Below are 22,586 nucleotides of genomic sequence, written 5' to 3'. Positions count from 1 at the left end.
TTTTAGGTTTTAAACCGGCGCCACCAGATAACGGGTCGCCGGGGGTGCATCGCCCTGATGAAAAGCCAGCACGCGGCTTTGCAGCAGGTGGTCATTCATGGTGTGGCGCTCCTGCAGGCGCAGGTGTTCCACCCAGGATCCCATCAGGAAGGTCTCGATATAGAGACCCGGCTGGTCGATATCTTCATACACCGCCCAGCTGATGGCGCCCGCGCGGCGGCGTACCCGGCGCAGCTCGTGGACGGCCTGCAGGAAATCGCTTACCGCTTCAGGATCAATCAGATACTCACAGGAGACCAGCACCGGGCCGCGCTCGTTGGGGATGCTCTCCCGCGCGTCGTCGGCAATCAGGCCGCTGGTATCGAGGTTCAGGTTGGGATCTTTCTCCAGCTTCCAGCGCAGCGCCGTGCCGCTGGCCAGCAGCATCCCGATAGTCGCCACACAGAGTGAGGTGGCGGTGTTAACGTGCGAGGCAATCTGTCCCCAGATGGCGCTGCCCGCGGTCATCGAGCCGAAGAAGACTGTCAGATAGACCGCCAGCGCGCGGGCTTTTACCCAGCGTGCGGCGCTGCGTTGCGCCCCCAGGTTGAGGGTGGAGAGCACCGCGATCCAGGCAAAGCCGGTGAAGAACTCAAACAGGTTCAGCAGCCAGAAGTGGCGCACAAAGGCCAGGGCCAGCATGGTGATAGCGAAGACCAGGCTTGCCGCCACCATCAGCTGGTCGGCGTTCAGACGCTGGCGCAGACGCGGCAGCAGCACCGCCCCGGCAATCGCCCCCAGCCCGATGCAGGCCAGCATAATGCCGTACCCCGCCGGACCGAGTCCCAGCTCGCGACGCGCCACCAGCGGCAGCAGCGCCCAGCCCGCGCTGGCGAAGACGAAGAACGCCACGGTGCGGATCAACACGTTACGCAGCACCGGGGCAGCGTGGACGTAGCGCACCCCGGCGCGCACCGCCGAGAAGAAGTGCTCCGGCGGCAGGCGCTGCACGGAAGCCGCAGGCTTCCAGCGCCACAGCACCCAGGCCACGCCCAGCACCGACAGGGCGTTGAGCATGAACACCATCCAGGGTCCGGCCAGCGAGAGCAAAAAGCCCCCCAGCGCCGGGCCGATGGCGCGACTGATGTTGATCCCCAGCGAGTTGAGCGCCACCGCCGCGCCCAGCTCCGCCTTGCTCACCAGATCCGGGACCACCGCCTGGAACGGCGGCGAGCTCATGGCGCTGCCGACGCTCAGCAGAAACGCCGCGGCCAACAGCACCGTCGGCGTGACCTGCCCGGTAAAGCTCAGAACCGCCAGCCCCGCGGCGGCAATAAACATCCACAGCTGGGAGAAGAGCAGGTACTTACGCCGGTCGACGATGTCCGCCATCACCCCGGAAGGCAGGGCGAAGAGGAACATCGGCAGGCTGCTCGCCGCCTGCACCAGGGCAATATCCAGCGGATCGGCGCTGAGGGTCAGCATGCTCCAGTTGACCCCCACGTCGCTCATCCACGAGCCAACGTTCGACACCACCGTGGCGATCCACAGCATGCGGAACACCCGCTGGTGCAGCGGCTGCCAGGTGGAGATCGTCGGGGCAGGCGGATGCTCCACGTGCGCGTCGGTAATCTGGGTCATGCGAATCTCTCCGTGGCACGCGAGCGTACCCGCCACGCGCCGGGGCCGGTGATCGCCAGCGTCGTAAAGACGATCAGCAGCAGCCAGCCAAACTGGCCTTCAGCAATCGACCAGCCCGGATGCACCACCAGCATCGCCACCAGCAGCACGGCGATGATTGGCACGCAGGCCAGCCGGGTCGCCACGCCGAACAGGATCAGGATCGGGCAGATCACTTCGGCAACGATCGCCGGGATCAGGCTGAAATACGGCCCGAAGCCAAAGGGATCTTCGATCCGCGTCAGTTCTTCGCTGAAATGCAGCACCTTCGGCAGGCCATGCACGTACAGCAGCAGCAGGCTACCGGTGATGCGCAGGAAGAACAGCCCCAGGTCAATCCGGGGCAGGGTCTGTGATTGTGAGTTCATCATGATTAAAACGCGAAGCAGCTGCAGCCCAGCGCTCCCCAGAAGGCGTTATCGTCGGCCACCGGCATCTCTGCGCTGCGGGCGAAATCATGCCCGTGGTTATGCACCCCGCACGGGCCGCTGCAGTGGTGCACGGCGCTCATCCCCACGCGGGTGGCCTGCGGTGGCGCGCTGCGGTAGTGGCCTGGCACCTTGACCACCGGCGACCATTCCGGCAATACCGGGATGGATGGCGGGGCCAGCGGACCGAAGCTGCCTGCGGCGTAGACGATGTTGCCATCCACCACGGTCAGCACCGACTCGATGCCTTTGATCTCCTCTTCCGGCACGCGGAAGAAGTCTTTGCTCAGCACCGCGAGATCCGCGAGCTGGCCTTTTTTGATCTGGCCTTTCTGGCTCTGCTCGTTGGAGAACCACGCGCTGCCCTGGGTCCAGAGCATCAGGGCGGTGTCGCGATCCAGCCGGGCGCTGTGATCGTACATCTGCATCCCCCCGACGGTACGGCCAGAGACCAGCCAGTAGAGCGCGGTCCACGGGTTGTAGCTCGCCACGCGGGTGGCGTCGGTGCCCAGGCCAACCGGCACGCCGGTCTCCAGCATCCGGGTGACCGGTGGGGTGTGGCGAACCGCTTCCATCCCGTAACGCTCGGCGAAGTACTCACCCTGGAAGGCCATACGGTGCTGCACGGCGATGCCGCCGCCGAGGGCCTTGATGCGGTCGATGTTGCGCTGGGTAACGGTCTCGGCGTGGTCGAAGAACCAGTGCAGGCCGTCAAACGGGATCTCGCGGTTAACTTTCTCGAAGACGTCCAGCATCCGGCTGATGGACTCATCGTAGGTAGCGTGCAGGCGGAACGGCCAGCGATGCTCCACCAGATGGCGCACCACGCGCTCCAGTTCGTCCTCCATGCCGGGGGCCAGATCCGGGCGCGGCTCGAGGAAATCTTCGAAGTCAGCAGCGGAGAAGACCAGCATTTCGCCCGCGCCGTTATGGCGGAAGAAGTCGGTGCCCTGGCCCGGCTTGAGCATATCGGTCCACTTCTCGAAATCTTCCAGCTCGTGGCCAGGCCGCTGGGTAAACAGGTTGTAGGCGATGCGGATCGTCATCTGCTTTTTCTCGTGCAGCTCGGCGATCACCTCATAGTCTTCCGGGTAGTTCTGGAAACCGCCGCCCGCATCAATGGCGCTGGTCAAGCCCAGACGGTTCAGCTCGCGCATAAACTGGCGGGTGGAGTTCACCTGCTGTTCCAGCGGCAGTTTTGGCCCTTTGGCGAGGGTAGCGTAGAGGATCATGGCGTTCGGACGGGCGATCAGCATCCCGGTCGGGTTGCCGTTGGCGTCACGCTGGATCTCACCCCCCGGCGGGTTCGGCGTATCTTTGGTATAACCCACCACCTTCAGCGCCGCGCGGTTGAGCAGGGCGCGGTCGTACAGGTGCAGGATAAACACCGGGGTATCCGGCGCGGCGGCGTTGATCTCGTCCAGGGTCGGCATCCGGCGCTCGGCAAACTGGAACTCGTTCCAGCCGCCCACCACGCGGACCCACTGCGGAGACGGGGTGCGCAGCGCCTGCTCTTTCAGCATCCGCAGGGCGTCGGCCAGCGAGGGCACGCCTTCCCAGCGCAGCTCGAGGTTGTAGTTCAGCCCGCCGCGGATCAGGTGCAGGTGCGAGTCGTTCAGGCCGGGAATGGCGGTGTGACCTTTGAGATCCACCACTTTGGTGGCGTCGTCGTGGTGCTGCATTACGTCTGCAACGGTGCCCACTTCAAGGAATTTACCGTCGCGCACGGCCACGGCTTCGGCGAGCGGGTTTTCACGATCGACGGTATGAAACTGGCCATTCACCAGAATCAAATCTGCTTTAGCAGAGGAAGTCATAACTGCTCCTGACTGAGAGGGGGAATGGTCAGGATTATTGGAACCGGTTACCGAAAAAACCAGTTATACAATGGGATAGCTATACCAAAGTATAACTATACCTGCGTATAACTATACGAAAGGTTAATTATACAAAGAGATAATTACGCCAGCGCGGAGAGTCATCCAGGATACAGGTATCGCATCGTCGCCGCGTCGTGCGACGGATTTCACCTGTTCACCTCACTGGATACCATTATGTCTAACTCAAAACTCGAAGTGTTAACCCCGGATAACTGTCAGATGATCTTCATCGACCAGCAGCCGCAGATGGCGTTTGGCGTGCAGTCTATTGACCGTCAGGTGCTGAAAAACAACGTGGTAGGGCTGGCGAAAGCGGCCAACGTGTTCAACATCCCAACCATCATCACCACCGTTGAAACCCAGAGCTTCTCCGGCAACACCTTCCCGGAACTGCTGGATGTCTTCCCGGGGAAAGACATTCTTGAGCGTACTTCCATGAACTCCTGGGATGACCAGAAAGTGCGTGACGCCCTGAAAGCCAACGGCAAGAAGAAAGTGGTGGTCTCCGGCCTGTGGACTGAAGTGTGCAACAACACCTTCGCCCTGTGCGCGATGCTGGAAGGCGACTACGAGATCTACATGGTGGCGGACGCGTCCGGCGGCACCTCAAAAGAAGCTCACGACTTCGCGATGCAGCGCATGATCCAGGCTGGCGTGATCCCGGTAACCTGGCAGCAGGTATTGCTGGAGTGGCAGCGTGACTGGGCGCACAAAGAGACCTACAACGCGGTGATGGATATCGTGCGTGAGCACTCCGGCGCCTACGGCATGGGCGTGGATTACGCCTACACCATGGTGCACAAAGCCCCATCTCGCCAGAAGAGCGAGCACGAAACCCTGGCGCCAGTTCCGGCTCCGGTTCGCTAAGTTTTCAGCGGCAGGCTGGGCCCTCATCCGGCCTGCCGTTGACCTCTCTGGAGTCCATTATGAGTACTGGGTTAATTTCCCTTGCGGCAGGCGTGCTGATCGGCCTGCTGTACGCGTTGCTGAAAGTCCGTTCTCCCGCGCCGCCCGCGCTGGCATTGATTGGCCTGCTGGGGATGCTGGCAGGCGAACAGGCCACCCGCCATTTTCTGCATGCTGATGACACCGCGCAAAAAGCGCCCGTCACCCTCTCCACAGGAGCCTCGTCATGAAAGCCTGGGTTGTTTCGCTGAGCTGTGGAATTCTGGCAGGGGTTATTTATGCCGCAATTGATGTACACTCGCCCGCGCCACCCGTTGTCGCCCTGTTAGGGCTGTTTGGCATGCTGGTGGGGGAACAGCTGATCCCGATTGGCCGCCGCCTGTTCAGCCGTCAGCTGACGATGAGCTGGTTTCGCCATGAATGCGTCCCCAAAATCAGCGGCACTCCGCCTCCACCCCGTCCCGGTGACGGTAGCGAGGGTTAATCACGTTTCGTTTGAGGAAAGAGAGCATGCCGCAGCGCATAGCCATCATTGATGATGAACGGTCTGTTCGCAGCGGGTTAAGCAACCTGCTGCAGTCGGAGGGGTACGCAACGGAAGCCTTCGACTCGGCGGAGGGGTTTCTCAGCCATCCCACCGCGCTGACAGACGCGGCGCTGGTGATTGTCGACATCCGCCTGCGAGGGATGAACGGACTTGAGATGCTCGACAAACTGCGCCTGATCGCCACCTCACCGCCCCCGCTTATTTTTATCTCCGGTCATGCGGATGACAATATCCAGCGCTACGCTGTTGATCACGGCGCCGTTGCTTTTTTGCGCAAGCCGATTAATGTCGATGTGCTGCTGGCGCACATTCAGCGCGCGCTCACCACCTGACAACACCTGCAAACCGCCCCACGAGAACCATTAATGAAGAACAATAAGGAACGTGGATGAACAATACATCGCTGCCTGCTCGCTGGCCCGCCCCCGGAAATTTATCCGAAGGGCGGGCTTTTGTGCTTAAAGAAGACGTCATTTTTACCCCGCTGGGGCAGGAGGGGAGCCTCTGCTGGCTGAATGCCCGCCTGCCCAGCTCCGGCGGGTCGTTTATCATCGCCACCGGGGTGAGCGATGAAGAAGAGGCCAGCGCAACGCGCCTGCTGCGCAACGAGTTTGCCCTGCGGGAGTACCTGAGCGACGACTGGGCCATCCGCCCGGTGGCCAGCACGCAGTACCACGGGCGCTTTGCACTGGTTTATGCCCCCTTTTCGTTTGTGCTGCTAACCCGGATCGTCGGCGCGCCGATAGCCTGTATCCAGAGCTTCCTTGATCTGGCGATCCGCATCAGCCTGCCTTTACGCCTGATGCACCTGCGCAACCTGGTGCACGGGGATATCAAGCCCGGCAATATCTTTATTCACGATGACAACAGCTGTCGGCTGGGAGGCTTTGGCCTGTCGTCCGGCACCTCAGAAGAGCTGCAGCAGGCGCGGCTGACCACCATCGGCGGCACGCCCGCCTACATGTCGCCGGAGCACACCACCCGCACCCATCGGGCGGTGGACAGCCGGAGCGATCTCTACAGCCTGGGGGTGGTGTTCTACGAACTGCTCACCGGCAGCCTGCCGTTTGAACTGAGCGGCGAGGATCAGGGCAAGTGGGCGCACTATCATATCGCCTCCGAACCGCGCTCTCCCGGCGCGGTGTGCCCCGGCGTGCCCGCCATGCTGTCGGCCATCGTCCTTAAGCTGCTGGCAAAAAAACCGGAGAACCGCTACCAGACCGTCGACGGCCTGATTGCCGACCTGCGCCGCTGCCAGGCCACGCTCAGCGACGACGGGGATATCGCCGCCTTTACCCCTGGCCTGCAGGATCGCTCTCCGGCATTTCATCTCACCGATACCCTTTACACTGCTCATCCCCAGGCGGCGGATCTGATCCACGCCTTTGACCGGGTGAGCCGCGATAAGCTCGCCGGATTTGTGGCCATCAGCGGCCCGTCGGGGATCGGCAAATCCTCGCTGATCGCCTCCGGGCTGAAAGCGTTGCAGCACCGCAGCGTGCTGCTGGCGGTGGGCAAGGTGGATCAGTTTTCCCCCACGCTGCCCTACGCGGCGCTGACCTCAGCGTTTCGCACCCTGGTGCTGCATCTGCTGGGGCTGTCGGCGGAGGAGGTGGGCCAGTGGAAGGTTCGCCTGTCGCGCGAGCTTGAGGGCTACGAAGCCTTAGCCGTCAGCCTGGTGCCGGAGTTGCGGCTGCTGCTGGAGAGCAAACCGCGCTTCTCCAGCGACACTTTCTCCATCGACGCCCGGGCGCGCTTCAGCCACATGGTGCTGGCCCTGGTCAACACCTTCGCCAGTGCGGGCAGCCCGCTGGTGCTGCTGCTGGACGATATCCACTGGATCGACCCCGCCAGCCTGCAAATTCTCGAGTATCTGCTGACCCACGGCGGCAGCGTGCCGCTGCTGATGGTGGTGGCGCACCGGGATGCCTGCTCGCTGCCGGACAATGTCCTGCACAATCAGCTGGCCAGCCTGCACCGGGCCTCGCGCAATACCACCGAGCTGCGCCCGGAGCCGCTGTCGGTGAAGGCGGTCTCGCGCTGGCTGGCGAGCATCTTCCATACCCGCTCGGCGAACACCGCCGATCTGGCCGGGCTGATCCACGAAAAAACCGGCGGCAACCCGCTGTTTGTGCATGAGTTCTTCCGCCGCATCGTTGATGACGGGCTGGTGACGCACAATAAATATCAGGATAAGTGGCACTACGATCTGCACGCCATCCGCATCCGGCACTACACCGAAAACGTGGTCACCCTGGTTCTGCAGCAGCTGGAGGAGATGCCGGAAGAGACCCGGCGGCTGTTGGGCAGCATCGCCTGTCTCGGCGGCAGCGGCGAGCTGGAGATGGTCTGCCGCGTGGTGGCGATGTCGGTGCCGGAGATCCGCTATGCCCTGCACCCGGCGGTGACGGCGCAGCTGCTGACCCTCAGCGACGGCAGCTATGCCTTTACCCACGACCGGGTGCAGGAGGCGGCCTTCGCCCTGCTGGATAACGCCGAGCGCAGCCGTCTGCACCTTACCACCGCCAGCCTGCTGGCGGAGTCGGCCCGTCAGGCGGCGGGTAACGAGATCCTGTTCCGCGCCGTGCATCACGTCACGGCGGCGCTGGACTGCATTCAGCCTGCGCCCCAGCGGGAGATGTTCCGCGAGCTGAGCCTGCTGGCGGCCCGCCGCGCCCGGCGTTCGGGAGATTACCTCTCGGCCCTGAGCTATATCCAGACCGCCCGCGCGCTGGGCAACGCCGGTGCGCTGCCGGAGAGCGCCAGCGACTTCACACTCGACAGCGAGGAGGCCGGATGCCAGTTCGCGCTGGGCAATCTCGACAGCACCCGCCAGCTGTGCGACCGCATTCTCAGCTCCCCCGGCGGGCTGGCGGAAAAAGCGCGGGCGGCCAACCTGCTGGCCGAAGTTTATATGCGCCAGTCCGACAACCGGCTGGCGCTGGAGGCGGCCCTGAGCTGGCTGGCAGTGTTTGGCATTCACGTCAGCCGCTACCCGGAAGCCGCCGAGTGCGACGAGGCCTGGCACAGCCTGTGCAACCGCGTCGGCGATAACCCGCAGGGCCACTTTGCCGGGCTGCCGCTGATGAACGACGGCGACACCGAAGCGGTGATGAACCTGCTCAACAGCGCCTGCGTGTTCGCCAGCTTTACCCGCTCGCGCCTGCATTTCGTTCTGCTGTGCCGGATGATGCACCTGACCCTCGATCACGGCATTACCGGCGCCTCCGCCCCGGCAATCGCCTGGTTCGGGGTGCTGATTGGTCACCGTTACGCCGAGTATCGTCTCGGGTTCCAGTACGGCATCCTGGCGCGGGATCTGGTCAACCGCCACGGCTTCGACGCCTTTGAGGCCAAAACCCTGCTGCCGCTGGATCAGCTCAGCGTCTGGACCCAGCCGCTCTCCTGGGCCATCGAGTGCGCCAAAGCCTGCTTCACCTCCGCCGTGACCCACGGGGACATGACGATGGCCTGCTTTGCCGCCTGCCACCAGGTGATCAACTTCCTCACCCGGGGCGATCACCTCGACGGGGTGCTGACCAGCATCGAACGCGGGCTGGCCTTTGTGCGTAAAACCCATTTCCAGGACGTGGAGGCGATCCTGATGATCCAGCGCCACTACGTGGAGCACCTGCGTACCCCGGCGAGCGGCCACTGGACCGCCATCGACGTGTTGCCGCAGTCCCTGCTGCCTGCCGCGCCGGAGCAGGCCACGGAGCAGACCTCCACCATGCTGTTCTGGTTCTGGCTCTACCGCGGGATGGCCCACTTCGCCTGCGGTGAGTTCCCGCAGGCGGCGGATAACCTCGCCCAGGCCGGACGGTTTGCCTGGTCCGCACCGGGCCATATTCATCTGATGGATTACCACCTTTACAGCGCCCTGACGCTCTCCCAGCAGCTGACCCCGGAGACCTTTTCCGCCGATCTGCGCCGTCAGATCCACCTTCATTACGACAAAATCGTCCTCTGGGCGCGGATCAATCCCGGCACCTTTGCCGATAAAGAGGCGCTGATCTACGCCGAGATCGTGCGGCTCGACGGCATGAACAGCATCGCTCTTGAGCAGTACGAGAAGGCGGTGCGCCTGTCGCGCGAGGGGGGCTTTAACGCCTTTAATGCCCTGGCCCACGAGCTGGCGGGACGCTTCGCCCACGCCTGCGGCTACACCACCGCCGCCGATGCCCATTTCCGCGGGGCGATCACCGCCTGGGGCCGGGCCGGGGCGCAGTCTAAAGTGCGCCAGCTGGAGCGGGATTTCCCGTACCTGCTGACCCCCGGCCAGGCCAACGCCTGGGACACGGTGACCTTTGCCCGCAACGAGGAGATCCGCGATCTGCAGAGCGTGATCAAGGCCTCGCGCGCCCTGTCGGAGGAGATCAACCTCGAGCGGCTGATCGAAACCCTGATGACCATCCTGCTGGAGCGGGCCGGGGCCCAGCGCGGCTTTTTAATTCGGGTGAATGACAACAACATCCCGGAGATCGAGGCCAGCGCCAGCACCACCACCGACGGGGTGCGGGTGCAGATCCGCAAACAGGTGCCGCTGGCCACCGACATGCCGCTGACGGTACTGGCGGCGGTGATCCGCACCGGGCAGGAGATCCACACCGGCAAACCGGAGGAGTTCCACCCCTTCAGTCAGGACCCGTATCTGGTGACCTCCGGCGCGGCGGTGATGTGCGTCCCGATGTTCAAGCAGGCGCGGCTGGTGGGGGTGCTCTATCTGGAGAACCGCCTGATGCCGGAGGTCTTTACCGTGGAACACTCCCGGGTGGTGAGCCTGCTGGGGGCACACGCCGCCATCTCGCTGGAGACCGCCCGACTGTATGCCGAGCTGCTGGAAGAGAACCTCCAGCGCCGGCGGGTCGAGAAAGAGCTGCGGGCCAGCCAGACCTCGCTGATGCTCGGGGAGCAGATCAGCCACACCGGTAGCTGGCGCTGGGAGCTGCAGCAGGATCTGATGTTTATGTCGGAAGAGTACGCCCGTATTCTCGGCCTGCCCGAACAGCAGAAGATGATCTCGATGGCCGAGTTCCTGACGTTTGTGCATCAGGATGACTATCCGCGCATCAGCACCCTGGTGACCGAGAGCGTGCGCGATGGCCTGACCATGCGCGCCGAGTTCCGCATCATCCGCGCCGACGGCGCCACCCGCACCATTCTGGGGATTGGCGATCCGGTAGGGGTGGGCAGCGAAGTGAACGAGTATTACGGCATCATCACCGACATCACCACCCAACGGACGGCGGAAGACGCCATGCGCGTGGCGCAGGCCGAGCTGGCCCGTGTCTCGCGTGCCACCACCGTGGGGCAGCTCACCTCGTCGATTGCCCATGAGATCAACCAGCCGCTGATGTCGATTGTTGCCAACGCCGGGGCCAGCCTGCGCTGGCTTAACCGCGATCCGGCCCGGCTGGATAAGGCCCGTATTGGGCTGGAGGAGATCGTCTCCGAGGGCGAGCGGGCAGGAGAGATCATCCGCAGCCTGCAATCACTCACCCGCAAGCAGGATCCGGCTTTCGCCCGCATCGATCTGCACCATCTGGTGCGGCACATCATCACCCTGTCGCGCAGCGAGCTGGAGCAGCGACGCATCAGCGTCAACTATGCCCTGGCGGCGGCGGACAGCTTTATCGTAGGGGACAGCGTGCAGATCCAGCAGGTGCTGCTGAATCTGGTGATGAACGCGGTGGAGGCGATGGCCGAGATCAAGGATCGTTCTGGCACCCTGCTGCTGTCGACGTCGAACCCGGAGGGCGGGGGGATTACCTTTGAAATTGCCGACAGCGGTACCGGCATTGGGCCGGGGCTGAGCGAGCGCATCTTTGACTCGTTCTACTCCACCAAAGCCCAGGGGATGGGGGTGGGGCTGACCATCAGCTACAGCATTATCGAGCGGCACCGGGGCAAGCTGACGGCCCGCAATCGCGAGCCGCACGGCTGTATCTTCGCCTTTACCCTGCCGCTGGCAGCGAGCGTGGAATCACTCTGACGGCAGGCTTAAGGTCAGGCGCTCGGCGGCCCTGACCAGATCCGCCAGCGAGCGGGCCTGCATCTTGTCCATTACCCGGCGGCGATGGACTTTGACGGTGATTTCACTCACCCCCAGCTCGGCGGCAATCTGCTTGTTCAGCAGGCCGCTGATCGCCAGCTGTAACACCTGTTGCTCGCGCGGGGTGAGGGAGAGGTGGCGCTGTTTCAGGGAGTACTGCTCCCGCAGGTGCGAGGCGTTATCTTCCGCCAGCTTCAGCGCCGCACCAATCGAGTCGATCAGATCGTTAGACGCCACCGGTTTGGTAAGAAACTCGTATGCCCCGCCCTTCATCGCCTTCACCGACATGGGAATAGTCCCGTGCCCGGTGAGGTAGATAATCGGGATTTCGCGCCCGCCAGCCTTCAGGGCATCCGCCACCTCAAACCCGCTGATGGTGGGCATCTGCATATCGAGGATCACGCAGGAGGGCACATCTTCAAAGGTGTGTTGCAGAAAAGATTCTGCCGACGAAAAATCGAGGGCATTCAGCCCGGCAGACTCCAGCAGCCCGACCACGGACCGCCTGACAGCGTGATCATCATCAACGACGTAAACAATGTGTTCCATTAATAGCCCCAATGATTCAGCCTGACAGAGATGAGAGGATTTTCGCTCAGCGTGAAAACCACCCCCTGATGTTCAAGCGATTATGGTGGCAGCTTTCGAACGCAACTACTCTAACACATTAATTCTCATTATCATTTAACAATATGATAACTATATGAAAGCAATATGTGGTTTTTCAAAACCGCTTTTCACATTGAGTAAGCGTAGGCCAGAAATGGTTAAATTGTCGTCAATTGAGAAGGGGGTTACAGCCATTATTTAATCGTTGCACGGACGATCCCCTCTCTCCTTTGGGGAGAGGGTTAGGGTGAGGGGATTACTCCCCCACCAGCTCAATACGGTTCCCATCCGGATCCGCAATCACGGCTTCGTAATAGCCATCCCCGGTCATCCGTGGGGCGCTCAGTAGCGTGTTGTTTAACCGCGCCTGCTCCGCCATGCGATCCACATCCGCTTTGCTACCGACGTTCAGGGCGATATGCGCCCAGCCGACAAACTCCGGGTGGGCGGGGGCATCGGGCAGATCCGGGACGGTCATCAGCTCGATGGTCGGCCCGTCGTTGAGGGTCATAAAGTGCGATGCAAACCCCGGGCGGTTTTTACTCAGATAGCGTTCGTTACGGCGTGCGCCAAATACCGTTTCCCAGAAGTGAACCTGGGCGTCCAGGTTGCGGGTCCAGAGTGCGACATGTGCAATATTCATCTTATCCCTCGCTGCGGGCGGGTTGGTTGGCGGTGACGGTCACAGAGAGTAATGCGACGACCAGCATCAGCACCATAATGACCATAAACGCCTGGGTTAACGAGGTGGCATGCGCCACGTAGCCGATAATCGCGGGCCCGGCGAGCACGCCGAGGTAGCCCAGCGTGGTGATGGCCGGTACGGCAACCGCCTGCGGCATGCGGGTCTGACGGCCAACGGCGGAGAACATCACCGGCACGATATTGGCGCAGCCAGCGCCCACCAGCACGTAACCGACCAGCGACAGCTGCCACTGCGGGACAAAGGTCACCAGCGCAAAACCGACGGCAGCTACCAGCGCGCCACCGACCACCGCGCGCAGGGCCCCGGTGCGGGCGATCAGTTTGTCACCGGTTAAGCGGAAAAGGGTCATCGCTACGGCAAAGCAGGTGAAGCCCAGCCCGCCCAGCGACTCAGGTACGCCGCGCACTTCGGTCAGGAACACTGCGCTCCAGTCCAGCACCGTTCCTTCGGCGAGGAACACCGCAAAGCAGATGGCGCCAATCAGCAGCACCACGCCGCGCGGTACGGCGAAGGCCGGGCCGGAGGCAGGATTGGCCCACGGCAGCAGCCCTTTCAGACTGGCGGCCAGCATCAGGATGACGCTCAGGATAATGATCAGACAGGCGGCAAAGGCGCTGGCTCCGAGGGTCAGCAGCAGGGTCATCGCCCCCGCGCCCGCAATCCCGCCGACGCTGTACATACCGTGAAAACCGGACATCACCGGCGTGGGCGAGTCGCGCTCGACGATGATCGCCTGAATGTTCATGGCGCAGTCCGTCACCCCCACGCCCACGCCGAACAGCAGCAGGGCAGCGGCGAGCAGGCGTGGATCCGGAATAATCGCCAGCAGAGGCGTGGTGAGCATCACGATCGCCAGCGCGGTGACAATCACCCGACGGCAGCCGTAGCGGCTGGTCAGCATCCCGGTGAGCGGCATCGCGATCAGCGCTCCCATCCCCAGGCACAGCAGCAGAGAGCCGAGCGTGGCCTCGTTGACGCCAGTATTGGCCTTCGCGTAGGGCACCAGCACCGCCCAGGTGGCGGTGACGTAGCCGGCAATAAAAAAGACGATCCGGGTGGCAAGCCGCTGAACGGCGCCGGTGGTCTGCTGGGTCATTTCACATCCTTATAAGGTTTCAGTCCCGGGGAGGCCGGTATTTTGTACTGCCCCTTCTCCCCGGCGCGTGCATTTGCGGTTACAGGCTCAAACAGGAAGCCGTCATGGGGCCTGGTGGCAGGCACCTGCTGGCGGTAATTATCATTGTATTTCATTGTGACGCTCCGGTTTCAGGCCTGGTGGATTGACAGAGCGCGCTGTCATGCAACATTATGCGCATTGTTGCTCGATTCAAATCCAGAGAAGATAATTTATGCTCGATTATGCAGCTTTCCCGGAACAACGACAAGATCTGATCCGCCAGATCCTGCAGGAAAATGGCAGGGTAGTGTGCGCTGAACTGGCGACCCGGATGCAGGTGTCGGAACACACCATTCGCCGGGATTTACATGAGCTTAGCAAAGAGGGGTTCTGTAAGAAGGTCTACGGCGGGGCGGTACTGCAGCTGGCGGATGCCGGGAACTTCTTCAGCCGCGAGCAAAAAAATCACGCAAAAAAGGTCACGATCGCGCAGAAAGCGGCAACCCTCATCAAACCAGGCAGCTCTATTTTTATTGATACCGGCACCACCAACCTCGCGCTGGCGAAGGCCCTGCCAGCGGATCTGGCGCTTACGGTGGTCACCAACTCTCCGGCGATTGCCACCGAACTGCTGCGTCATCCTCTGTGCGAAGTGATCATCACCGGCGGCCAGATCCAGCGCACCTCCGGCGGCGCGGTGGGGGCAACGGCGGCAAGCCAGATCCAGGGAATTATTTTCGATCAGGCGTTTATCGGCGGTTGCGCGATGGATCCGGGGATGGGGTTAACCGGGTTCGACTTTGCCGACTGCGAGTTCAAGAAAGCGGTGATCGCACAGAGCAGCCAGACCATCGTGGCGCTCACCACCGATAAAATCCCCGGCGTGGCGCGCTTTGTGGTGGCGAAAAGCCGCGACATCGACGTGCTGGTGGTAGAGGCGAGCCTGGATCAGGAGGCGATCGCAGCCTTTGCGGCGCAGGATGTGCGGGTGATCAGCGCCTAACGCACCTCAAACACCACCGCCGTCCATTTGACTTTAGTGTAGGGCGGAAACGTGGGGCAGGGCTCAATCCGGGTACAGGCACCCGACCAGACAAAGGTATCCTCATCAATCCGGTACCAGTGCGGATTGCCCTGCACCGCATCGCCCACCACTGTCGCCTGCACGCTGATGCGGCTCCCCGCAGGTAGCTCGTCGGCCACAGGTGCGAAAACGGACGGGTTCTGTTTTCGCGTATAGACCCCCATCAGGGTCTTCACACTGGCGGAAACGGGCAGTTCGATAAATGGGCTCATGGCAGGCCTCATAACAATACACTCTTTGTCATTAACGATATAAGTCGCTCTGTAACTCGCGCTCACGATAAAGCGTGAAACTGTCAGGCTGTGTCATGCGAATGGCTGAATGCAGCAGATTTCATCCCCGCTTGACCCACGACAAGGCAGCCTGGCCCGGCCTCTTTCTATAATCAGGCCCGTTTGTCTTTTCACTGGTGCTAACCATGGCGTATCAACTCAACCTCAACTGGCCGGAATTTTTAGAAAAATACTGGCAAAAGAAACCTGTCGTATTAAAAAACGCCCTGCCCAATTTTATCGATCCTATCAGCCCGGATGAGCTGGCAGGGCTGGCGATGGAGCCGGAAGTGGACAGTCGCCTGGTCAGCCATAAAGAGGGTAAATGGCAGGCCAGCAACGGTCCGTTCGAGCACTTCGAGGACTTAGGCGAAACTGGCTGGTCATTGCTGGCGCAGGCGGTCAACCACTGGCACGCCCCGGCTGCCGAGCTGGTCCGTCCGTTCCGCGTGCTGCCGGACTGGCGTCTGGACGACCTGATGATCTCCTTCTCCGTCCCGGGCGGCGGCGTGGGCCCGCATATCGACCAGTACGATGTGTTTATCATCCAGGGGATGGGCAGCCGTCGCTGGCGCGTAGGGGACAAACTGCCGATGCGCCAGTTCTGCCCGCATCCGGCGCTGCTGCATGTCGATCCTTTTGAGCCGATCATCGACGAAGATCTGGCCCCGGGCGATATCCTCTACATTCCACCTGGATTCCCGCACGACGGCTTCACCCACGAGACGGCCCTTAACTACTCGGTGGGCTTCCGTGGTCCGAACGGCCGGGATCTGATCAGCAGCTTTGCCGATTACGCGCTGGAAAACGATCTGGGCGGCGAGCACTACAGCGATCCGGATCTGACCTGTCGTGAACACCCGGGTCGGGTAGAGGAGTACGAACTCGAACGCCTGCGCAAGATGATGATCGAGATGATCAGCCAGCCGGACGACTTTAAGCAGTGGTTTGGCAGCTTCATCTCCACCCCGCGCCATGAGCTGGATATTGCCCCTGCCGAGCCGGAGTATGCCCCGGAAGAGGTGCTCGACGCGCTGCTGGGCGGTGAAATCCTGACGCGCCTGAGCGGGCTGCGGGTGCTGAATATCGGCGGCAGCGTCTTTATCAACAGCGAACAGCTGGAGACGGTGGATGCGACAGCGGCGGATGCCCTGTGCCGCTACACCGAGCTGGGCCAGGCGGAGCTCGGCGCTGCGCTGCAAAATCCGGCATTTGTAAAAGAGCTGACCGGTCTGATTAACCAGGGCTACTGGTTCTTCGACGAGTGATCGTACCGGCGGCGCGGGGCGAAGGCCCCACGCCGCCAACGTTAAGCCGCGAGGATATGACAGGCTCTCCAGTAATCCAGAAGACGCTCGTCATCGCTTTCTCGTTCGGCTTTACTTTTCATGGCCCGGGCGAGATTTTCTCTCGACACCTCCTGGCCTTTTTTCACAACCTCTAAAACCGCTTCACCAAGAGCCAGGGATATTTCGGTGTGATTTGCTTCTACCATATATGCCTCCGTGTTGAGTGCGTGAGATTAATTATGTAGCACAGTAACGGGTGTAGAATATTTCTCGGCACATTCTTATATATTTAATATAACCTCCAGGCCGTTGCGTAAATAATGTTTCGAAATGCTAATGAAGCGGTAAATAACCGATTTATGGTCTACAGTTAGTTTCGTATCACAACGCGCAAACACATGATGAGGAGAATTAACCATGGTAAACAAGAGTGAAATCAAGGAACATGCTCCGGTTGTTGCAAGCTGCGGTCACCATGTCGGCACGGTTGACCATCTTGACGGCGAGCGTATTAAGCTGGCGAAAAACGATTCCGAATCCGGCGGCAAACACCATTATATCCCGCTGGAATGGGTCGATAAAATTGACGGCAATAAAGTGGTGCTGAATAAAAATCATGAAGAGACGTTTGCGAGCTGGCAAGAGGCGTAATTCTCTGACGATCCACTTTATTAATATTTGGCTCTGGCGTTTCGCCGGAGCTTAATATTGCTGAAAAGGCGGCAATTTTACCTGCATTGCCGCCGCGCTAAAGGAGTGATACTGTTTTATTTTTAATAGCTTCCTCCAGGCGCAGGCATGTCCAACACAAGGCTCCATAATCCGACCGCTGCAACGAAAAAAACCTTTTCCGTGGCAGACTTTAAGGTATTTGGCGAGCGCTACGGCATTGACTACCGCTTTCCCCTGCTGACCGATTCCTGTGCCAACACCAGCCCCGTGCTGCACGGTGATGTCGAAGAGATGACCCTCCCGTCCGGCATTTCGTTAACCCATTCCGATGTACGCGTGCTGCAACCCTATGAAACTACCTCCCGCCACAGCAGCCCCTTGTACGTGCTGGTGGTGCTGGAAGGTTGCGTGACCCTGACCCTCAGCGGCGAAGTTTACTCGGTCCGGCCCGGCATGGCGTTCAGCGCCAGGCTGAGCGAACAGCAAGCGATGTCTGCCCGTCACGATGCGGACATTGCCCTGAAAACCCTCTCCTTTGGCGTCTACCCTGACGATGCCCGCCGTGAAAGCCTGCTCGCCTCTCTGCTGGCGCAGTGGGAGAAACTGAACGCGCCCACCTTTGTCTGGCAGGTACCCGATTTTGTGCTGGCCGGCATTCAGCATGCCCGACAGCGCGAGCGGAGCAGCCTCTCGCGCCAGCTGTTGCTTGAAGGGGTGATGTACCAGCTGCTGGGCCACGGCCTGCACCTGCGGGAGCAGCAGGGTACGGCGCTGGCAGCGGCGTCCAGCGGGGAGCACGCCCGGCTGGAGCAGATCCGCCATCTGCTGGAACAGGCCCCGGAGCAGGATTACACCCTCGCCCAGCTGGCGGCCCGGGCGGCGATGAGCCCCAGCAGCCTGCGCAGCAAATTCCGTCAGGCCTACGGCTGCACGGTGTTCGACTACCTGCGCGACTGTCGTCTGGCGCAGGCGCGGCGCTATCTGCTGGAAGGCCACAGCGTCCAGCAGGCGGCATGGATGTCGGGCTATCAGCACGCCACCAACTTTGCCACCGCCTTTCGTCGTCGCTACGGCGTCTGTCCCGGCACGATCCGCAGCAGCCGTTAACCCGCTTTTCCCCGATCGCCAACGCTATTGATGCGGTTTGGCATTACGCATACGCACTCTGGCGGCGCGCATAGCTATCTTCCAAATGAAAAAGGTAATAATTCTTATTAACAATTAGAAATGGTTTTGGAGATTTTCATGTTCGCTAAATCGCGGCTGGCACTGGTAGTGGGATGGGTTACCGGGAGCGTTGCACTCCCCCTGATGGCGCAGGAGACGCCAAAAACTGAAACCGTGGTGGTCACTTCGCAAATGCAGAGTGGCGCCACCAAGCTGGCGACCCCCGATATCGAGACCCCGCAGGCGGTGTCGATCGTTACCCGCGAGCAGTTCGAAGAGCAGGGCGCTACCAGCGTACGTCAGGCGGTGAGCTACACCCCGGGCGTCTACAGCAACCAGATCGGCGCCTCGAACCGCTTCGACTACATCGTGCTGCGCGGCTTCTCCGACGGCAGCCTGGACAACGTCTACCTCGACGGCCTGAAGATGATGGGCGACACCAACTCCCACAGCTCGCTGGTGGTCGATCCCTGGTTCCTGGAAAATATCGAAGTGGTGCGCGGCCCGGCCTCTGTGCTGTACGGTCGCTCCTCTCCGGGTGGGATCGTGGCGCTCACCTCGCGTAAACCCTCGTTCGATCCAGGCGGCGAGATCAAGCTGTTCGCCGGGAATAACGATCAGCGCGGGGCGATGTTTGACGTCACCGGCGCGCTGGACGACAACGATCGCGTGGCGGCCCGTCTGAGCGGCATGACCCGCTACGCCGACTCCCAGTTCGATCCCCTGAAGGAGGAGCGTTACGCCCTGATGCCGAGCCTGACCTGGCGCATCACCGATAACACCCGTCTGGATCTGATGGCCTATCTTCACCGCGACCCTGAAGGCGGGAGCCACTCTGGCCTGCCGTACGACGGCACCGTGGTGCCGCATAACGGGAAGATGATCTCCAACACCTTCTTCGAAGGCGAGGACGATTACGACAAGTACGATCGCCGTGAGGATATGGTCGGCTACAACATCGAGCATATGTTTGACAGCGGCTGGTCGGTGCGCCAGAAACTGCGCTATCTGCATACCAAAGTGGAGCTGAATCAGGTCTACGCCGCCGGCTGGCTGAACGATACCGAGCTTAACCGCGGATACTCCGGCTCGGACGAGAAGATGGACGCCATCACCCTCGATAACCAGATCGACGGCAGCTTCGATACCTGGGCGGTGAACCACCGGGTGCTGATCGGCCTCGACTATCAGGATCGCAGCAACGATACCACCGGCTATTACGGCAGCTTCCCGCCGATCAACGCCTTTAACCCGGTCTACGGCGCGAAGCCGATCGACATCACCATGTACAGCCAGGAGAAGCACAAGCTGCGCCAGACCGGCTACTACCTGCAGGATCAGCTCTCGCTGGACCGCTGGCGTCTGACCCTGGGCGGTCGCTACGACCAGGTGAGCGTGTCGAATATCGACAAGCTCAACGATACCCGTAGCGATCTGGATAAAAACAACTTCAGCAGCCGTGCGGCGCTGCTGTATCTGTTTGATAACGGCATCGCGCCGTACATCAGCTACTCCACCGCCTTCACCCCGACCAGCTTTGCCGACGCCAACGGCGATCTGCTGGATCCGATGGAAGGCAAGCAGTGGGAAGCGGGGGTGAAGTTTGAGCCGGAAGGGATGAACAGCCAGTTCAGCGCCTCGGTGTTCCGCATCAACCAGAAGAACATCGCCACCAAAGAGGAGCCGACCGATCCGTACCGCTCTATCGGCGAGATCGAATCTGAAGGGGTGGAGCTGGAAGCGGTAGGGCAGCTGACCGACAGCCTGCGTCTGCAGGCAGCCTATACCTACACCGACATCCGCTACAAGAAGAGCAGTCCGGAGGAAGAGGGCAAGCGTGCGGTCTATGCTCCGCGCAATATGGCCAGCGGCTGGCTCAGCTATGACGTTAAAACCGGGCCGCTCGATGGCCTGACGGTGGGGTCCGGCGTGCGTTACGTTAACGGCGTGACCAGCGATCGCATGAACACCCATACGTTGCCGTCCTACACCCTGGTGGATCTGGCGGTGGGCTATGACCTGTCGAAGGTCGGGCTGACGGGAGTGAGTGCCCAGCTGAACGTTAACAACCTGACGGACGAAAGCTACGTGGCGGCGTGTAACTCGTTGTCATACTGCTACTTTGGTGCTGAACGCAGCATCGTTGGCAGCGTGTCGTGGAAGTTCTGATGTGAAAATGCCCGGTGGCGCTACGCTTACCGGGCCTACAAAAGACGCGAACCGTAGGCCGGGTAAGGCGCAGCCGCCACCCGGCAAACAGGCCGCACTACTCCTCCATCGCAATATGAATCGCCTCACCCATCTTCTTCAACGCCTCGCGATTCTTCTCATTCGGCGGTAATGCCACGTTGATCCGCAGGCAGTTGCGATACTTCCCTGACGCCGAAAACAGCGACCCCGCTGCGGCCTGGATCTTCAACTGGCTCAGCTGCTTGCTGACGCACACCATATCCACCTGTTCCGGCAGCTCCACCCACAGCAGGAAACTGCCCTGCGGGCGCGTGACGCAAATCTCCGCCGGAAAATACTGCCGCACCCAGCAGGTGTAACGCTCCATATTCTGCTGATAAATCTGGCGCATACGGCGCACGTGACGATGGTAATGCCCGTCGCGGATAAACGCCGCCACTGCCATCTGCGTGCCCGGCACGTTAAACCCGCCCGCGGCATATTTCATGTGCATCACCCGGTCGTAATACCGCCCCGGCACAATCCAGCCGACGCGCAGCCCGGGGGCCACTGTTTTGGTAAAGGAGCTGCAGAGCAGCACGCGTCCGTCGATATCTAACGAGTGGATGGTGCGCGGACGCGGGTACTCCGCCGCCAGCTCGCCGTAAATATCATCCTCCACAATGACAATATCGTGGCGCTGGGCCAGGGCCAGCACCTGACGTTTGCGCGCCTCCGGCATGATAAACCCGAGCGGGTTATTGCAGTTGGGCACCAGGATCACCGCTTTGATCGGCCACTGCTCCAGGGCCAGCTCCAGGGCTTCAATGCTGATCCCGGTTTGCGGATCGGTGGGGATCTCAATCGCCTTGATGTTGAACCCGCGCAGCATCTGCATGGTGCCGTGGAACGACGGCGACTCCACTGCCACGATATCCCCCGTCTGGCATACCGACAGCAGGGCCAGCGACAGCGCCCCGTGACAGCCGTTGGTGATCACAATCTCCTCCGCCGCTACCGTCGAGCCGCCGTCGAGCATCAGGCGGGCGATCTGCTCGCGCAGCTCCTGCCGCCCCTCCAGCACGTCGTAGCTCAGCATTTCCCCGGGATTATGCTGGGCGATGCGGCTCATCTCGCGCCACAGTGGCTTCAGGCTCGGCTGGTTCAGATCCGGCGAGCCGCCGCCAAAGGAGATCATCTCCTTATCGGCGCGGGCATCGAGGAGCATCATCACCTCATCCCACTGGGTCACCTCCACCGGGCGCTGCACCGGACGGGTCATCGCCGGAACCGGCGGCTGCGCTTTGCGCGAGGAGACAAAATAGCCTGAGCGCGGCTGGGGGGTGATCAGCTGTAAATTTTCGAGGATGTGATAGGCCTGCTGTATGGTGCTGATGCTGACCCCGTGCTCCTGGCTCAGCGCGCGCACCGAGGGTAAACGCTCCCCGCTGCGATACAGCCCTTGTTCAATGCGTTGGGCCAGAAGATTGGCCAGATGTTGGTAGCGCGTCATGCTGTATCCTCGGTTGTCACCATACAGATGCAAAGACCAGTACAGATTGCGGCAATAAATGCCATTCAGAGGCATTATTAGCGGATCTGTATGTTAAACAAAAGTTGTTTTTGAATCTGTATTGCCGATCCCGATTTCCGTGATGATAAGCCTACTGACACGGTGAGGAGCGCATTATGGAATTTTACGAAAACCGGGCCAAACGGCCGTTTGCGGTGTTTATCTGGATCGGGCGGGCGGTGAAACAGTGGTATCGCATTAACCGCACGCGCCGGATTTTAAGCCAGATGAGCGATGAGCAGTTGAAGGATGTCGGGCTGTCGCGATGTGATGTGTAGGTAGTTGCCCGGTGGCGCTACGCTTACCGGGCCTACAAACAAATCCGAATCGTAGATACTGTTATGCCACGCAAGCATTTTCCTGATGCAATGTGGCATCGAACGGGCGTCCTGATTTCAGGACGCCATACGCCACCTGCGCCAGCTTGCGCATCATCGCTCCGATTATCAGCTTCGC

At 61.1% G+C, this 22,586-nt stretch carries 21 protein-coding genes; 11 read left to right on the top strand and 10 right to left on the bottom strand.

Annotated features, from left to right (window positions below; translation table 11 throughout):
- Positions 1–9 precede the first annotated feature (9 nt).
- From M8318_RS11735 to M8318_RS11725, 3 genes are read right to left on the bottom strand one after another with little or no spacing between them, the layout of a single operon-like run.
- Positions 10–1,620: an MFS transporter gene (locus M8318_RS11735; protein WP_262662743.1), complete on the bottom strand. Its 1,611-nt coding sequence runs from the start codon at positions 1,618–1,620 to the stop codon at positions 10–12.
- Positions 1,617–2,027: a DoxX family protein gene (locus M8318_RS11730; protein WP_262663061.1), complete on the bottom strand. Its 411-nt coding sequence runs from the start codon at positions 2,025–2,027 to the stop codon at positions 1,617–1,619. The genes M8318_RS11735 and M8318_RS11730 overlap by 4 nt, the downstream gene beginning before the upstream one ends.
- Before the next feature lie 5 nt (positions 2,028–2,032).
- Positions 2,033–3,904 carry an amidohydrolase gene (locus tag M8318_RS11725; RefSeq protein ID WP_262662741.1) on the bottom strand — a complete coding sequence of 624 codons (1,872 nt, stop codon included), beginning with the start codon at positions 3,902–3,904 and terminating at the stop codon, positions 2,033–2,035.
- Between the two features lie 237 nt (positions 3,905–4,141).
- On the opposite strand from M8318_RS11725, the gene M8318_RS11720 reads away from it, so the two are divergent.
- From M8318_RS11720 to M8318_RS11700, 5 genes are read left to right on the top strand one after another with little or no spacing between them, the layout of a single operon-like run.
- Complete coding sequence (locus tag M8318_RS11720) at positions 4,142–4,834, top strand: hydrolase (RefSeq protein WP_106995638.1); 693 nt, start codon at positions 4,142–4,144, stop codon at positions 4,832–4,834.
- 59 nt (positions 4,835–4,893) lie between these two features.
- Positions 4,894–5,103 carry a DUF1427 family protein gene (locus M8318_RS11715; protein WP_032616311.1) on the top strand — a complete coding sequence of 70 codons (210 nt, stop codon included), beginning with the start codon at positions 4,894–4,896 and terminating at the stop codon, positions 5,101–5,103.
- Positions 5,100–5,357: a DUF1427 family protein gene (locus M8318_RS11710; protein WP_225759684.1), complete on the top strand. Its 258-nt coding sequence runs from the start codon at positions 5,100–5,102 to the stop codon at positions 5,355–5,357. The genes M8318_RS11715 and M8318_RS11710 overlap by 4 nt, the downstream gene beginning before the upstream one ends.
- A gap of 26 nt (positions 5,358–5,383) precedes the next feature.
- The gene (locus M8318_RS11705) at positions 5,384–5,752 is read left to right on the top strand and encodes a response regulator (protein ID WP_262662736.1); all 369 of its coding nucleotides are present in this window, start codon (positions 5,384–5,386) and stop codon (positions 5,750–5,752) included.
- Positions 5,753–5,808: 56 nt separating this feature from the next.
- Entirely contained in the window at positions 5,809–11,412 is a 5,604-nt protein-coding gene (locus M8318_RS11700; protein ID WP_262662735.1) for a trifunctional serine/threonine-protein kinase/ATP-binding protein/sensor histidine kinase, read from the top strand.
- On the opposite strand, the gene M8318_RS11695 is transcribed toward M8318_RS11700, so the two are convergent.
- The 4 genes from M8318_RS11695 to M8318_RS11680 form a co-directional block, all read right to left on the bottom strand.
- The gene (locus tag M8318_RS11695; RefSeq protein WP_262662733.1) at positions 11,404–12,021 is read right to left on the bottom strand and encodes a response regulator transcription factor; all 618 of its coding nucleotides are present in this window, start codon (positions 12,019–12,021) and stop codon (positions 11,404–11,406) included. The two genes, M8318_RS11700 and M8318_RS11695, sit on opposite strands and share 9 nt — an antisense overlap.
- Positions 12,022–12,337: 316 nt before the next feature.
- Positions 12,338–12,724 carry a VOC family protein gene (locus M8318_RS11690; RefSeq protein ID WP_262662731.1) on the bottom strand — a complete coding sequence of 129 codons (387 nt, stop codon included), beginning with the start codon at positions 12,722–12,724 and terminating at the stop codon, positions 12,338–12,340.
- A 1-nt stretch (position 12,725) separates the two neighbouring features.
- Positions 12,726–13,883, bottom strand: a complete 1,158-nt coding sequence (locus M8318_RS11685) for an MFS transporter (protein WP_262662729.1) — start codon at positions 13,881–13,883, stop codon at positions 12,726–12,728.
- Positions 13,880–14,038, bottom strand: coding sequence for a hypothetical protein (locus tag M8318_RS11680; RefSeq protein ID WP_262662727.1), 159 nt, complete (start codon positions 14,036–14,038; stop codon positions 13,880–13,882). Before M8318_RS11680 ends, M8318_RS11685 begins: the two co-directional genes overlap by 4 nt.
- A 98-nt stretch (positions 14,039–14,136) precedes the next feature.
- Between M8318_RS11680 and M8318_RS11675 the strand changes: the two genes are divergently transcribed.
- Complete coding sequence (locus M8318_RS11675; RefSeq protein ID WP_262662725.1) at positions 14,137–14,907, top strand: DeoR/GlpR family DNA-binding transcription regulator; 771 nt, start codon at positions 14,137–14,139, stop codon at positions 14,905–14,907.
- On the opposite strand, the gene M8318_RS11670 is transcribed toward M8318_RS11675, so the two are convergent.
- Positions 14,904–15,200, bottom strand: a complete 297-nt coding sequence (locus tag M8318_RS11670; protein ID WP_262662723.1) for an SH3 domain-containing protein — start codon at positions 15,198–15,200, stop codon at positions 14,904–14,906. The two genes, M8318_RS11675 and M8318_RS11670, sit on opposite strands and share 4 nt — an antisense overlap.
- Before the next feature lie 206 nt (positions 15,201–15,406).
- Here M8318_RS11670 and M8318_RS11665 point away from each other — a divergent pair, with 206 nt between their 5' ends.
- The gene (locus tag M8318_RS11665) at positions 15,407–16,528 is read left to right on the top strand and encodes a ribosomal protein uL16 3-hydroxylase (RefSeq protein ID WP_262662721.1); all 1,122 of its coding nucleotides are present in this window, start codon (positions 15,407–15,409) and stop codon (positions 16,526–16,528) included.
- A 41-nt stretch (positions 16,529–16,569) separates the two neighbouring features.
- Here the strand turns inward: M8318_RS11665 and M8318_RS11660 are convergent, their stop codons facing one another.
- Positions 16,570–16,755, bottom strand: a complete 186-nt coding sequence (locus M8318_RS11660; protein WP_262662719.1) for a DUF2767 domain-containing protein — start codon at positions 16,753–16,755, stop codon at positions 16,570–16,572.
- A 211-nt stretch (positions 16,756–16,966) separates the two neighbouring features.
- Here M8318_RS11660 and M8318_RS11655 point away from each other — a divergent pair, with 211 nt between their 5' ends.
- From M8318_RS11655 to foxA, 3 genes are all read left to right on the top strand, one after another.
- On the top strand, positions 16,967–17,200 hold the full coding sequence (locus M8318_RS11655; protein WP_106995659.1) for a DUF2171 domain-containing protein: 234 nt from the start codon (positions 16,967–16,969) through the stop codon (positions 17,198–17,200).
- A gap of 147 nt (positions 17,201–17,347) precedes the next feature.
- A complete protein-coding gene (locus M8318_RS11650) occupies positions 17,348–18,328 on the top strand; it encodes an AraC family transcriptional regulator (RefSeq protein ID WP_262662717.1) in 981 nt (326 codons plus the stop codon).
- 120 nt (positions 18,329–18,448) lie between these two features.
- Positions 18,449–20,557 (top strand): ferrioxamine B receptor FoxA, encoded by a 2,109-nt coding sequence (foxA, locus tag M8318_RS11645; RefSeq protein ID WP_262662716.1) that lies wholly within the window; start codon positions 18,449–18,451, stop codon positions 20,555–20,557.
- Positions 20,558–20,654: 97 nt separating this feature from the next.
- Here foxA and M8318_RS11640 read toward each other — a convergent pair whose 3' ends face one another.
- On the bottom strand, positions 20,655–22,070 hold the full coding sequence (locus M8318_RS11640; protein WP_262662715.1) for an aminotransferase-like domain-containing protein: 1,416 nt from the start codon (positions 22,068–22,070) through the stop codon (positions 20,655–20,657).
- Between the two features lie 176 nt (positions 22,071–22,246).
- Here M8318_RS11640 and M8318_RS11635 point away from each other — a divergent pair, with 176 nt between their 5' ends.
- Complete coding sequence (locus tag M8318_RS11635; RefSeq protein WP_262662714.1) at positions 22,247–22,408, top strand: DUF1127 domain-containing protein; 162 nt, start codon at positions 22,247–22,249, stop codon at positions 22,406–22,408.
- Positions 22,409–22,586: the final 178 nt, after the last annotated feature.

The sequence above is a fragment of the Leclercia tamurae genome, assembly GCF_025566055.1.
GTDB lineage: Bacteria > Pseudomonadota > Gammaproteobacteria > Enterobacterales > Enterobacteriaceae > Enterobacter > Enterobacter tamurae.
This window is presented reverse-complemented; position numbering and strand designations above follow the sequence as displayed.